Genomic DNA, 14,456 nt, shown 5'->3' with positions numbered 1-14,456 from the left:
TTTCATCTTGGAATCACACCCGCCCTCCAGACTCACTTCATATTGGACAAGGCTCAGGGTTGGAACTGTCCATTTTAGCCGTTATGATTGGCCGTCCACCTTCCCCATTTGCCGAGGAAAAAACATGAAAACGATAGGCCTGTTAGCCATTGTACTGTTTGCACTATCCAGTGCTGGTTGCACCAAGGTAGGCAGTGAAGCCTGGTGTGCCAAAATGAAAGACACACCCAAAGGCGACTGGACCGCCAACGAAGCCGCCGATTTTGCCAAACACTGCATTATCGACTAACCCATGGACTAAGGCAGCGCCCGCAAGCCGTCATCGGCGCTGCCTGACGGCCTCAAACAGGCAAATACCCGTCGCAACGGACACATTCAGACTGCTGACCACACCCGCCATGGGCAGTTTTACCAACAGGTCGCAATACTCTCGGGTCAGTCGTCGCAGGCCTTTTTCCTCGGCACCCATGACCAACGCAACAGGCCCTTTCAGGTCAGTATTGTAAACCAGCTGTTCAGCTTCTCCCGCCGCACCAATAATCCATAATCCCCGAGCCTGCAACTTCCTCAGAGTCCGCGCCAGATTTGTCACCACCACCAGTGGCACGTTTTCAGCGGCACCACAGGCGACTTTTTGTACCACCGGGGTGAGGCCCACCGAGTTGTCCTTTGGCACGATCACGGCATGAACCCCAGCGGCATCAGCAGAACGGAGGCAGGCACCCAGGTTGTGGGGATCGGTGATACCGTCCAGAATCAGCAAGAAAGGCGTTTCCTCTGACCGATCAAGTAACTCATAGAGGAAGTGTTCATCCTGTACTTCAGCATCATCACAGAGTGCTGCAACACCCTGATGCGAGCCATCTGCCAGATCATCCAGATCCGAGCGCATCACCCGCTCCACACGAAGTCCCTGGCGCTCGGCCATGGCCAGTATTTTTTGCAGGCGCTGGTCTTCGCGGCCACGCAACACTTTTAACAGCCGCACTTTGTTGGCAGAGGTTTTCAACACGGCCTGGACCGCATGTAATCCAAAGATCCACTGCCCTTGCCCCTTGGCATGGTCCACCAGCTTATCTGTCATGATCAGTACTCATCAGAGGCTACACAAGCTGCATCAGCGTTTTGCGGCCGGTGGCTTGCGTCGCCGGGGTTTCTGCTGCTTTCCGGTTTTATCCGTTTTTGTAGCGGATTTGCCCGACCTTGATTTCCCGGTTTTTCCGCGCTTCCTTACGGACTGTTCGTGTTCTGCTGCCAGCGCTGTAGCTTTAGGGCCTGCAGAGGGCGCTTTCCTGCCTTTTTTACCCTCTTCCACCAGGTCAAAATCAATCTTGCGTTCATCCAGTGCCACCCGACTGACCCTGACCCGCAATTTGTCACCCAGCCGGAATACCCGCTTGGTTCTCTCCCCCACCAGGCGGTGGTGGGCGGCTTCGTGGTAGTAGTAATCCTTTGGCAACCCGGTGATATGAACAAGGCCTTCAATAAACAGCTCGGTCAGCTGTACAAACAAACCGAAACCGGTCACCGAAACCACAACGCCTTCGTATTCATCACCCACCCTGGACAACAAGTATTCGCACTTCAACCAGTTCACCACATCGCGGGTCGCTTCATCGGCGCGGCGCTCCGTCATGGAGCAGTGTTCACCGCTGTTGATCATCCACTGCTCATCATAGGGATAAATCGACGCAGCACTCAGGACAGGGGCCCCTTCCACTTGTCTGGTGTGGCTCACTTTCCCTTTTTTGCGAATCAGATAGCGAAGCGCCCGATGCACCAGCAGGTCGGGGTAGCGCCGGATTGGGGAGGTAAAGTGGGCATAGGCCGAATAGTTCAACCCGAAGTGACCATCATTCTCGGGATCATAAACGGCCTGATTCATGGTGCGCAGAATCACTGTCTGAATCACGCCGGCATCGGGGCGACCGGCAATTTTTAACAATACCTGCTGGAAATCTTTTGGCGAAGGCTCGTCACCGCCCGGCAAACCGAGGCCAATCTCACCCAGAAACTCGCGAAGGTTGGCTAGCTTCTCTTGCCGGGGCCGCTGGTGAACCCGGTAAAGTGCTGGCAGCTTGCTCTTTTCCAGCAGTGTCGCCGTGCAGACGTTGGCACAGAGCATACACTCCTCAATCAGCCGGTGTGCCTCGGTGCGCTCAGAGGGGACGATCTGCTGAATTTTGCGCTCGGCATCAAACAGAATCCTGGTTTCCTGACTATCAAAGTCGATGGCGCCACGGATCTCCCGACGACCCAACAGGGCGAGAAACAGGTCGTAGAGATGGTCGACATGCTCCACCACTGCGTGAAACTGCTTGCGAATACCACTATCCCGATCGCCGTGCTGGGCAATCATGGCGGCAACCTGGGTATAGGTCAGCCGACTATGGGAATAAATAACCCCCTCGTAGAATTGAAACTTAGTGATTTGGCCATCGGCATTCATGGTCATTTCACACACCATGGTCAGTCGATCCACCTGGGGATTCAGTGAACAGAGGCCGTTGGAGAGCTTTTCCGGCAGCATCGGTACCACATGCTGGGGAAAATACACGGAATTGCCCCGCAAATAGGCCTCCTCGTCCAGCGGGCTGCCCACAGCCACATAATGTGAGACATCGGCTATCGCCACATAGAGCCGCCAGCCACCGCGACTGAGCGGCTCGCAGTACACGGCATCATCAAAGTCCCTGGCATCCTCACCGTCGATCGTGACAAAGGGCAGGTGGCGCAAATCCACCCGGAACTGTTTGTCCTCCTCCCGAACCTCGGATGGAATGGCCTCGGCCTGGTCAATCACCGCTTGCGGCCACTGATTGGGAATACCGTAGTTGTGGATGGAAATATCAATCTCCATCCCCGGTGCCAGATGCTCACCCAGCACCTGAACAACCCGCCCGGCTGGCAGATTGTGGCGGCTCGGATGGGTCGTGATTTCCACCACCACAATCTGGCCTGGCTCAATATCGCTGCGTTGATCGGGGGGAATCATGATGTCCTGGGAAACACGGGGGTTGTCCGGGCGAACAAAATGGATGCCACTCTCCACAAAATAACGGCCCACCAATGTGCTGGTGCGGTGCTCTACCACCTCGACGATGGACCCCTCCGAGCGGCCCCGGCGATCCACCCCGGCCACACGCACCAGCACCTCATCGCCGTCCATGACACGACGCATCTGGCGACTCGAGAGAAACAGGTCGTCACCGCCCTCGGCGGGTTTGACAAAGCCGAACCCCTCCGGGTGACCAATGACACGGCCCTTGATCAGATTCATCTTGTTCAACGGGCCATAGGCGTTGCGGCGATTGCGAACGGCCTGGCCATCCCGCTCCATGGCGATCAGACGGCGTCTCAGCGCTTCCTTGCCATCCTCATCGCTCAGGCCAAATGCATCGAGAAGCTCTTCATAGGTCAGGGGCCCAACACTGTTTTCGAGAAAATCGAGGATAAACTCCCGGCTGGGCACCGGCTTGTCGTATTTAGCCGCTTCACGGTCGGCAAAGGGATCTCTGTTCACAGTTTTTTTCATTGGAAGTCCAAACGCAAGAAGTGTACTACCGACACCACAGAGGAAATCGGCTAAAGTATATAAATATCAGAACATACTTGCCCGGAACTCTCCACGGCTTTTTTCAGCAACTGGCTTTAAGCGCAACTCGGGGCTGACCAGAACAATCATTACTGTCTTTTCAATGCATTTTTTTACAGTACATAATTGACAATAGTGGATACCGTCTCTATAGTCTCGCACCGCTGGTGAAGCAGCTTCTGCTTCCCATCATGCCCAGGTGGCGGAACTGGTAGACGCGCTAGCTTCAGGTGCTAGTGACCGTAAGGTCGTGGAGGTTCAAGTCCTCTCCTGGGCACCATTTTTCATATTTAATCTTTATAAATCAATACGATAAAAATAAAATATAGCCATTAATTCTAAACCCCTTAGTTTGATCACTAGGATTGTGGCTAGAAAGAACTCTATTCATCTCACACTCTCAAGCGATGCTATCTAGTACCGTCTCAGTGCCTTAGCACCTTCAGTTATCCAACACTCCCTATCATCTATATTCAAGTTTCATGACATACAAGGCACAAAAGACTGCCTTGAATGCGAAGCATGCTTTCCAATGGACCTGTTGTGGGTCCCGCCCAAATCTGAATCTTGAGGCGAATAATCTAATCAGAGCACCAAAAAAATATCGTCCAGAGGGCGGCAAAGATTCGGGCTGAGGTTCAATAACTCTCCTTGTAATTACTGTCCCTCAGACACCGCTAATGAAGCCTCGATCTCTAGACGTAGAAGTCCAGATCTTCCTGTGCCTTAAGCAAATCCCGCATTTTTATGGGATCGTCCCCAAAGAAAAACACCAGACCCCAGTGCGTGCCGAAGGCCGACCTATCCGGTACGGTTTCCTCCGTGGGCGCAACCAGCTCGTGGGACTCGAAATACGGATGTCCAGTGCACTCTTTGGGCATTTCCAGCTTGCTGACCACGCGACGTCGCGGATAAACACCGAAGCACCCAGCGTAGCCCTTGGCATCTTCCACTTCCTTGGGGAAGAATTTTTCCACCTCTTCTTTGGTACTCTTGGGATCAAACACCAGCATGGACGCCTGATAAGCACTGAACCCGTAGGCTCGCTCAATCAGTTCGAATGCCTTGAACCCGGGTGGCCGATAGGCGATCTCACCAAAGTACATTTCACCATCGGCGGTAACAAAATACTCCGGGTGAATCAGTCCGAACTTGATATCGAAAGTCTTGATCAACTTCTCGATCTGTTTTGTGATCGCGTTGCGCCAGCTTTCCAGTTCGTTGGTGGCGGGCACGAAGACCGAATAGCCCAGAGTTACGTATTCAGAAATATTCAGAAACTTGATCTCACCGTCATGTATCCAGGCCTCGACCGCAAACTCCCAACCATCAAGGTGACTTTCCATGAGCAGTGGATACTCTTCGGCCGGTATATAGTCGATCTCCTCAATCTTGCGGATCATGCGATGTCCGAGGCAACCGGCCTTGTCAAATGCCTTGAGGTGAATCGGGTCATCGGGGTCACCGTCGAGTTTAAGCAGCGTCTGATTGACGCGCTTCATAAAGCGGATAACATCGTCTTTTTCGTGCGCTTCCTCGAAAATCCCCACCCGTATACCACCCAGCTGGGCACGGCGCTTCATTAATGCCTTGTCCCGAAACAGGATGGATTGACCGTACATACGCGGGTTATCCATAAGCACCGAATTGATCGCACCCGACCACTCGACGGTTTCTTCAAAGAGGGGAATAGCCACATCAACACCCTCGGCTTTGAGCCGCTCGGCAATCTCCATAGATCGATCATTCAGACGCACAAAGTCCCATTGAATAAACGGAATATTATTCGCTTCGCAAAAATCAGCGGCCCAATCAGGGGCGACCACCACATAACGACGATCAAACTTCTGGGCAGCTTTAATGGCATTAACACTCCAGCCCAACAGAGCGATATACCCCTTGTTTGGATCCTTGGGTGTTTCCGTTCCCCGAACGGAGTCCAGCGTCGGATCGGTCCAGCCTGAAACGTCTTCGGTTATTGGAGCTTGTGATACTTTTGACATACGATCTTCTCCTGTTCGTTGAGTAAGAAACTGACGAGCGGGTTGACATGCGGGTATTTGGGAGCTAACTAACGCCCCGAGGCCCAACTGTGTTGAGCCAAGCACATGACCCGATCTACTTCGTCAGTAGGAATATCGCTCGATTCACCTTTTTCGAGCGGGTCGAAATGAAAAACATACAGCCGCGAGGCGAATTCGGCCACCGGCAGCGATGCTTCACCATAAAGCTCGCCATGGCCCTGGGTCGAGGTGACAATCCCTTGGCCCCAGTTTTGCCCGCTGTCATTGTTAGGGTTGAAAAAATACACGCGCATAACCTTGTCTGGGTCAAGCGCAAGCCGCTGGATGGTAATGGCGTGCCAGCCGAGAAAGCGCGTCGCGCTGTCGGTCACAGCAATACCGGCAGGCTGTGGATTGATGACCGGAATGTTGCCATTGTAAAAAGGGTGATACGCAGCATAAAAGTCACGAATAAACCCTTGGAAGTCTTTCAATCCACCGGTGAATACATCGACGGCAATACGAAATCCGTGACCCACATGATCACCGTGAAATTCAGCGTTGACCCACTTGTGTGGATCTTCGCCACGCCCAACGCTGCGGCGACCCATTTCAAAGTAGATGCGATCCAGATGCGGCACTGTGAGCAGCGATACGGCATCCACATCTACAGGTGGCTCGCTCGCCAGCCCGGCGCCCAGATCCCGTGAAGAAATACTGTCGCCTTCGAAGCGCATGACTACTTCGTCATCGCGCGCCGCCCAGGCAAGAATCCGTAGCAGTTCCGCTGGCATGTTGTATGCCCACATGGACAGCGCTCGCGTCGACTGACAGGTGGGATAGTTCCCCTGACCCACACCCAGTGGGCGACCGAGCACATTGAGTACATCGGCAAGTAAAAAGCACCCCGGAGGGCGACTGCGCCCAAAGACAGCCACAATTTTCTGTGCCGCGGCGTCACAGAGCGAGAGCCGTATTTGTCGCCACAGAGACGGCGCCACTGGAGGCGCGTACAAAATACCCCGCTCAAGCATCATGGCCAGGCCATAGGCACACTGGCTGGTCTCGGGAAACAGGGCCTCATCAATCAAGGTATGAATCAATGCCGGGTAGCAGTGAAAAGCATCGGCACCGGTTTGACTCAGGCCCAAAGCCGTGGGAATCAGATCGTTCCACCGGGTACGGAGGTAGCGTATAAACCCCGGCAGGTAGGGTGAAACCAGGCCGGTGCTGTGCATGGCTTGAGCAAAGGTGACGGCCTCCTGTAGCAAAGCAGCATCGTCCATGCTCGCCAGTCGTTCAGCGTATACATCAAAGCCCGGATCTTCACGGCAACCTTCGGTAGGGCTGAACACGGCGTGGATCAATTGCAGTGCGTCGTCTCCGACTTCGCCACCCAACGCATCCGGTTTTTGCAAACAAACTGCAATCTGAGTCACCATCTGTTTGACGCCACCCACTTGGACCGGACGTTGCGCCAGAATCCGCCAGACCTCCGCCACCAGACGTTCCAGAAGATTCTCATATCCCAGATGCCGAATCAGGAAGTGATACAGGTTTTGAACGGCATAGCCCAGCTTATCAGGCCTCAGCCGATCGTTCTCCTGTAGATCACTGACTACCAGGTCGAGATTCATCGCCAATACTTGGGCGAGAAAGTGATTTGCGTGTTCCGCCGAAATAGAAGGGTGTACGAAGTCGCCCTTGGCCACTGCCAGAAGGCGAATCTGGCTGAGGCTTTCGACCAAAGTCGCGGTAGACTCGCCGTGACGCACAGTGCGCACGGCCAGGGAAGGCACCAGCGTCTGAGGGTAATCCCAATCGCTACCAGCAAAGAATCCGGCAGCCTCAATCGCTGGTACGCGCTCGTAGAGCGCCTGCAGGCCATCGGCATTAAACATCAGTGTCCGTGCCGCATTGATCACCTCGAATACGGGCGAAACACCTTCAGTAGCATTGATTTCGGCAAGGCGGTTTATGGCAACGTCGAGTGAATTTACTAACTCCCCCTGACGTGCCGTCATGCTGAGGGCGGGCTCGAGTGTATCTCTCCTCATCGGTCCACCTTCCCCTTAATCACGTGACATGTCAACCTGACCTAACAAAGTCCAGGATATAAAGTCCTTCTACATATCTCCCTATATCCACTGCATATAATTGCCAGGTAGAGGCAAAAATAGTGAAGTTTGCTAATAACACCACTGACCGAAGGTTCCAGCGGATAGTCACTAGCCGAAGTCGGAGCCCGACCACCACAGCCACAATGATGGCATTCGATCAATACTGCTTGAACCAGCCCTGGCAGCAATGTTTATACTGAGGGATTCGGACATCACCTAACGAGGAAATAGCATGAAAATCGTACGAGTTCAGGACATCATCGGTACCGAACGCGAAGTAACCGGCCCGGGCTGGACCAGCCGCCGGATGCTGCTGAAGAAAGACGGCATGGGGTTTTCTTTCCATGAAACCATCATCCCGGCAGGCGCAGAGCTCAACCTTTGGTACAAACATCACCTCGAAGCCGTGTACTGCGTGGCCGGCAATGGCAGCATTCTGGACAAGGCCACCGGTGAAACCCATCAAATCAGCGATGGTACCCTGTACGCTCTGGACCAACACGATCAGCATACTCTGCGGGGGGGCACCGAAGATATGCGTCTGATCTGTTCGTTCAACCCACCGGTCACCGGTCGAGAAGTGCACGACGAAGATGGCGCTTACCTGCCGGATACTGGCGAGGACTGACCCTAAAGTCGATTCTCACACCAATTCGACGAAAAAATCCGCCATTGGAGATCAAGCTGCTTTCGATGGCGGTTTTAATTTGACTGTCGGGAGTTCATGCTACGAATTACTGTTCTGGGCGCACCACCGCTGGAGAGCCTTCCCAGCTCCTGAGCACAGGGCCTTCCTACAGTGTACACACGAGTTATACTAGTCTTGCCATTTCATCAACTATGCTCAAAAACATTAGAGTTGATACTTTCAAGTGGTTAAATTTTAAACAAGTGCTGTTCTGCCCCCCCAACTCAGCACTGACCCCAATTCAGTACTCCAAACGCCCTACAAGGCGTAGCTACCCGCATCGGAAGGCGTTCCTGATTACAACGTAATCTCGGCTTGCATTCCAACCCTTTCCTGAATTGACGCCAACCACCAAAATCGCTTGTAACAAAACCGTTCATTGCCCATCTTATTGATATTGCTGAATCACAAGTTTGTGGCAGTCCAGCGACTGACCGCAAACTAGACTGAACTCAAACACTGAAAGGAATGCGCTGTGCATAGAACCACCAAGAAGCTGATGATTGTCGCCACTCTGGTTATCGCGATGGCAGCTTATTTCTTTCTCGATCTCGGTCGATATCTGAGCCTGGCTTACTTACAACAACAGCTGGACATTATTCACAGTTTCTACGCTGAAAACCGACTATCGAGCTGGTTGATTTTTCTGGTGGTTTATGTGGTCGTGACGGCACTGTCGATACCCGGCGCTGCTGTCATGACATTGGCGGGCGGCGCTATTTTCGGGTTTACCACCGGGTTGGTGCTTGTCTCTTTTGCTTCGGCCATGGGGGCCACTCTCGCCTTTCTGGTGGCCCGTTACTTGTTGAGAGATTGGGTACAACAGCGATTTGGCGACCGCTTGAAAACCATCAACCAGGGCATAGAAAAGGACGGTGCCTTTTATTTGTTTACCCTGCGGCTGGTGCCGGTCTTTCCCTTCTTTCTAATCAACCTGGTGATGGCGCTTACACCCCTGAAAACCTGGACATTTTACTGGGTCAGTCAGGTGGGAATGCTGGCGGGCACCGCCGTCTATATCAACGCCGGCACCCAGGTGGCACAACTGCAAAGCGCCGGGGATATTCTCTCCCCCGGGCTGATCGGTGCTTTTGTTCTGCTGGGGCTGTTTCCCTGGATTGCCCGCGCCCTACTCTCGCCCCTGCAGCGTGCGAAGGTCTATCGCGGCTGGGAAAAGCCCAAACATTTTGACCGCAATCTCATCGTGATCGGCGCCGGCTCCGGCGGTCTGGTGAGCGCTTATATCGGCGCCACCGTCAAGGCTGGCGTCACCCTGGTGGAAAAAGATCGCATGGGCGGCGACTGCCTTAACACCGGCTGTGTGCCGTCCAAAGCCCTGATCAAAAGTGCCCAGGTGGCCTCCCTGGCCAGCCACAGCGCGGATTACGGTCTGAACCCCCTGTACCCGGAAGCTGATTTTGCCGCAGTCATGGAGCGTATCCAGCGAGTAATTAAAACCATCGAGCCCCATGACTCGGTCGAACGCTATCACCAATTGGGGGTGGATTGCCGCCAAGGCAACGCGCGACTGGTTTCCCCCTGGGCGGTGGAAATTACCGGCAACGAAGGAAAACAAACCCTGACCGCGCGCAATATCATTATCGCTTCCGGTGCCGCCCCACTGGTGCCGCCCTTTCCAGGGCTGGAACAGATTGATTACCTGACCACCGAGACCCTGTGGAAGATCCGCGGCAACCCTGGCCGCCTGTTGATTCTCGGTGGCGGTCCCATCGGCTGTGAACTGGCTCAGGCCTTTGCCCGCCTCGGCACCCGTGTCATCCAGGTGGAAATGCTGCCACGCATTTTACCCCGGGAAGATAACGATGCCGCCAAGCTGGTGGCCGATGCCCTGCACCGGGATGGCGTCGAACTGTTGCTGGGCCACAAAGCGGATCGTTTCGCAGTGGAAGGTGGCGACAAAGTACTCTATACCCAACACCAGGGTGAAAGTGTGCGCCTGGTGTTTGACCAGATTCTGATCGCCATCGGCCGCAAAGCCAATACCGAGGGACTGGGGCTGGAAGCACTGGAAATATCTACCCATAAAAACGGCACCATTGCCCTCAACGACTTTCTACAGACCCGCTTTCCCAACATTTATGCCGTCGGCGATGTGGCCGGACCCTACCAGTTCACACACACTGCTGCCCACCAGGCCTGGTATGCCGCCGTCAATGCACTGTTCGGCCGCTTTAAAAAATTCAGGGTTGATTACTCCGTGATTCCCTGGGCCACTTTTACCAGCCCGGAAGTGGCACGGGTGGGACTGAATGAGCAGGAGGCCGCTGAACAGGGTGTGGAATTCGAGGTGACCTGCTACGGCATCGATGATCTGGATCGGGCCATTACTGATGGCTGTGCCGAGGGTTTCGTCAAGGTACTGACCCGCCCCGGCTCAGACCGGATACTGGGAGTGACGATTGTCGGCAATCATGCGGGAGATCTGATTGCAGAGTATGTACTGGCGATGAAACACGGCCTCGGACTCAATAAAATTCTGGGCACCATCCATATCTACCCCACCCTGGCGGAAGCCAACAAGTTTGCCGCTGGCGAGTGGAAAAAAGCCCATGCGCCGCAGGGGTTGTTAAAACTGGTGAAACGTTACCACCGCTGGCAGCGTTAGCATCGGAATCAACCGCTCAGATTTTTCATCTATAAGGCAATGTGTAATGACAACAGATAATCTGGATCGACGCACAGACACCGACAGTCGCCGGCTTTCTCCGTTGCGAATACTGGTGCTGTGCACCGGCAATTCCGCCCGGAGCATCATGGCCGAAGCACTGTTTAATACGATTGGCTCACCGCTTTTCCTGGCATACAGTGCAGGCAGCAAGCCCACCGGGCGGGTAAACCCGCTGGCGCTGGAACAGATCCAGACACTGGCTGATAGTGCCCCGGAGGCTTATCGCAGCAAAAGCTGGCATGAATTTATCGGCGCTGAAGCACCGGTTTTTGATGTGATATTAACGGTATGCGATAACGCGGCAGCGGAAGACTGTCCACTGCTTGACGGCACCATTGAACACGTGCATTGGGGATTACCCGATCCGGCGGCGATTCACAATGATCCGGTGGCCGCGAAACGCGCTTTTACCGAGTGCTTTGCCTCACTCAAGAAACGTGTTCAAAGTCTGCTGGCTTCACCAGGCGATCACAATGCCTCTGCCAAACACCTGCTCACTGCAATGAAACGCTTTGAGTAAAGGCATCCGCCCGGAAGTACCAGTGGCAGAAGCACCGACCTAAAAGCCGTAGATTGAAGACCTTGGCATACAGCCAGTAAAGCCCCTGAGCGGCGGCTTTATGCCATGAATCAGCGGGCACCCACTGCTTTATCCATAGCCTGCTGACTGGACAGGTATTCCTCATAGGTACCCTGGAAATCAACCAACGTGCGATCCTTGATTTCAATCACCCGGGTCGCGAGGGACGAGACGAACTCGCGGTCGTGGCTGACAAAAATCAGCGTGCCGTCATAGTGCTCCAGCGCCATATTGAGCGCTTCAATCGCCTCGATATCGAGGTGGTTGGTGGGCTCATCGAGAAGCAGCACATTGGCATCGGTCATCATCAGCTTGCCGAACAACAGGCGGTTTTTTTCTCCACCGGAGCAGACTCGGGCTTTCTTGTTGAAATCATCGGCGCTGAACAACAGGCGGCCCAGCGTGGCGCGGACAATCTGATCATCGTGGCGGGGTTTCCGCCACTGGCTCATCCAGTCAAACAGTGTCAGATCAGAATCAAAATCCGCCGTGCTGTCCTGGGGACAATAACCGAGCGCTGCGTTTTCGGACCACTTGATTTTGCCATGATCAGGAGTCAGCTCGTTCATCAGGCATCGCAACAATGTGGTTTTACCGGCACCGTTTTCACCAATAATGGCCAGTCTGGAGCCGGCCTCCAGAATCAGGTTGCCCTTGCTAAACAGCGGTCCGCCATCGAAGCCATGACCGAGATTCTCCAGAATCAGTGACTGGCGATGGAGCTTTTTCTCCTGTTTGAAGCGAATATAGGGGCTCATCCGACTGGAGGCCTTCACTTCATCGAGTTTGATTTTTTCGATCTGCTTGGCTCTGGATGTCGCCTGCTTGGCTTTTGATGCGTTAGCTGAGAAGCGGCTGACGAATTGCTGCAAATCGGCAATCTGGGCAGATTTTTTGGCATTTTCAGAGTGCAGGCGCTCTCTGGCCATGGTCGACGCCGTCATGAAATCATCGTAGTTGCCGGGATAGAGACGCAGTTCGCCATAATCAATATCGGCCATATGCGTACAAACGGCGTTCAGAAAATGGCGGTCGTGGGAAATGATCACCATGGTGCTCTTGCGCTCGTTGAGCACACCTTCCAACCAGCGAATGGTGTTGATATCGAGGTTGTTGGTGGGCTCATCCAGCAACAGGATATCCGGATCGGAAAATAATGCCTGGGCCAACAAGACCCGCAACTTCAGGCCGGGGGGCACATCACTCATCGGGCCCTCGTGCAGGGCCTCGGCAATACCCGCGCCCAGCAGAAAATCGCCGGCTCTGCTCTCGGCGGTATAACCATCCATTTCGGCAAATCGCGCTTCCAGTTCCGCCACCCTCATGCCATCGGCATCGGTCATTTCTGTCAGGCCGTAGATGCGGTCGCGCTCCTGCTTCACTTCCCAAAGTTCCGCGTGACCCATGATGACCGTGTCGATTACCCGGTATTTTTCGAAGGCAAACTGATCCTGGTGCAGCGTACCAACCCGCTCATTCGGTGTGATGGACACGTTGCCGGCGGTGGGCGTAAGAGTGCCGTCCAGAATCTTCATGAAGGTGGATTTACCACAGCCATTGGCACCGATCAGGCCATAGCGATTACCTTCACCAAATTTAACGGAGATGTTTTCAAACAGCGGCTTGGCACCAAACTGCATGGTGATGTTTGCGGTCGAGATCAAGGGAATATCCTGGGCGCGATAAAACGAAAAAGGTGGTCTAACGAAGGCTGCGGACTATACGCAGTTGTCGGCAAAGCGTCGAGGGGTAGCCAAAAATATTTATAAAAAACAATGAGGTTTAATGATTCCCTGCTATCTCAACCGGGCTGAACAGACATTGTTTACAAGCTTACCGTAAATCGGGGTTAATCACCGTCCTCTGCATCACGACGACGCTGTTGCCGCTCCTCCTCTTCACTGAGGGCATAGCTGATCACATCCAGCACCTCTGCCACATCGGCTTTTTGCAGATCTTCTGCAAAATAACCGGACAGTGGCACATCGGGATGCAAATCACCGGCCTCGTATAATGCCCAGATTTCCTTGCCAAACCGGGTCTCCAGCAATTCGGGAGCGAACTGCGCGTAATACTCGGTAATTTTCTGAACATCGCGCTCCAGCATAAACTCAGCGTGATTATTGGCAGAGGCATCGACAGCCTGAGGCAAATCAATGATTACAGGGCCAGACGCATCCTGCAGCACGTTAAATTCAGACAGATCACCGTGTACCAGACCGGCACAGAGCATGCGCACCACCTCTCGCATCAGCAAATCATGCCCCGCCAGAGCCTGCTGGCTCGACATGCTAATTTCACTGAGCCGTGGCGCCACATCGCCCTCACTGTCAGTAATCAACTCCATCAGCAATACACCATCGACACAGCCGAAAGGTTCCGGTACCCGTACCCCGGCAGCAGCCAGCCGATACAAGGCTGACACCTCGGCATTCTGCCAGGTTTCCTCCTGTTGCTCGCGACCGTAACGGGTGCCCTTTTCCATGGCTCTGGCACGGCGTCCACTGCGCACTTTCCGGCCTTCCTGATACTGCACTGCTTTTTTGAAGCTGCGTTTATCCGCTTCTTTATAGACTTTCGCGCAGCGGAGCTCGCCGCCACTGCGTACCATGTAGACGGTTGCCTCTTTGCCACTCATCATCTGGCGGACAACTTCATCCACCAGACCATCGTCAACCAGAGGCTGTAAACGTTTCGGAATTTTCATGGCGCCTTATAGCACATTTGCCGGTGGAGAAGTTGGTTTCAAGGATGTAAAACCCGCGTGAAACTGGGAAAACT

Annotated in this window: 10 protein-coding genes and 1 tRNA gene; 5 read left to right on the top strand and 6 right to left on the bottom strand. The window is 54.0% G+C overall.

Features of this window, described 5'->3' with window-relative positions; all coding sequences use genetic code 11:
• Nucleotides 1-124 precede the first annotated feature (124 nt).
• A complete protein-coding gene (locus tag AACZ64_RS05825) occupies nt 125-289 on the top strand; it encodes a DUF3012 domain-containing protein (RefSeq protein ID WP_293615767.1) in 165 nt (54 codons plus the stop codon).
• A gap of 30 nt (nt 290-319) precedes the next feature.
• On the opposite strand, the gene rlmB is transcribed toward AACZ64_RS05825, so the two are convergent.
• Nucleotides 320-1,084 (bottom strand): 23S rRNA (guanosine(2251)-2'-O)-methyltransferase RlmB, encoded by a 765-nt coding sequence (gene rlmB / locus AACZ64_RS05820; protein WP_293615766.1) that lies wholly within the window; start codon nt 1,082-1,084, stop codon nt 320-322.
• A gap of 33 nt (nt 1,085-1,117) precedes the next feature.
• Complete coding sequence (gene rnr, locus AACZ64_RS05815; RefSeq protein ID WP_293615765.1) at nt 1,118-3,535, bottom strand: ribonuclease R; 2,418 nt, start codon at nt 3,533-3,535, stop codon at nt 1,118-1,120.
• Between the two features lie 253 nt (nt 3,536-3,788).
• Between rnr and AACZ64_RS05810 the strand changes: the two genes are divergently transcribed.
• A tRNA-Leu gene (locus AACZ64_RS05810) sits at nt 3,789-3,875 on the top strand.
• Between the two features lie 415 nt (nt 3,876-4,290).
• On the opposite strand, the gene AACZ64_RS05805 is transcribed toward AACZ64_RS05810, so the two are convergent.
• Together AACZ64_RS05805 and AACZ64_RS05800 are read right to left on the bottom strand one after the other, a co-directional pair.
• Complete coding sequence (locus AACZ64_RS05805; protein ID WP_293615764.1) at nt 4,291-5,598, bottom strand: carboxylate--amine ligase; 1,308 nt, start codon at nt 5,596-5,598, stop codon at nt 4,291-4,293.
• Nucleotides 5,599-5,666: 68 nt separating this feature from the next.
• Nucleotides 5,667-7,655, bottom strand: a complete 1,989-nt coding sequence (locus AACZ64_RS05800; RefSeq protein ID WP_293615763.1) for a hypothetical protein — start codon at nt 7,653-7,655, stop codon at nt 5,667-5,669.
• 295 nt (nt 7,656-7,950) lie between these two features.
• Here AACZ64_RS05800 and AACZ64_RS05795 point away from each other — a divergent pair, with 295 nt between their 5' ends.
• From AACZ64_RS05795 to AACZ64_RS05785, 3 genes are all read left to right on the top strand, one after another.
• Nucleotides 7,951-8,346 carry an ectoine synthase gene (locus AACZ64_RS05795; protein ID WP_293615762.1) on the top strand — a complete coding sequence of 132 codons (396 nt, stop codon included), beginning with the start codon at nt 7,951-7,953 and terminating at the stop codon, nt 8,344-8,346.
• 535 nt (nt 8,347-8,881) lie between these two features.
• Nucleotides 8,882-11,032, top strand: coding sequence for an FAD-dependent oxidoreductase (locus AACZ64_RS05790; protein ID WP_339639760.1), 2,151 nt, complete (start codon nt 8,882-8,884; stop codon nt 11,030-11,032).
• 46 nt (nt 11,033-11,078) lie between these two features.
• Nucleotides 11,079-11,615: an arsenate reductase ArsC gene (locus tag AACZ64_RS05785; RefSeq protein ID WP_293615761.1), complete on the top strand. Its 537-nt coding sequence runs from the start codon at nt 11,079-11,081 to the stop codon at nt 11,613-11,615.
• Between the two features lie 110 nt (nt 11,616-11,725).
• Here AACZ64_RS05785 and AACZ64_RS05780 read toward each other — a convergent pair whose 3' ends face one another.
• Both AACZ64_RS05780 and AACZ64_RS05775 read right to left on the bottom strand, forming a co-directional pair.
• Nucleotides 11,726-13,339, bottom strand: coding sequence for an ABC-F family ATPase (locus AACZ64_RS05780; RefSeq protein ID WP_293615760.1), 1,614 nt, complete (start codon nt 13,337-13,339; stop codon nt 11,726-11,728).
• A gap of 185 nt (nt 13,340-13,524) precedes the next feature.
• Nucleotides 13,525-14,382, bottom strand: a complete 858-nt coding sequence (locus AACZ64_RS05775) for a PA4780 family RIO1-like protein kinase (protein ID WP_293615759.1) — start codon at nt 14,380-14,382, stop codon at nt 13,525-13,527.
• Nucleotides 14,383-14,456 lie beyond the last annotated feature (74 nt).

The sequence above is a fragment of the uncultured Porticoccus sp. genome (assembly GCF_963975625.1).
Taxonomy (GTDB): domain Bacteria; phylum Pseudomonadota; class Gammaproteobacteria; order Pseudomonadales; family Porticoccaceae; genus Porticoccus.
Note: the sequence above shows the minus strand (reverse complement) of the source record. Positions and strands in the feature narration are given on the sequence as shown.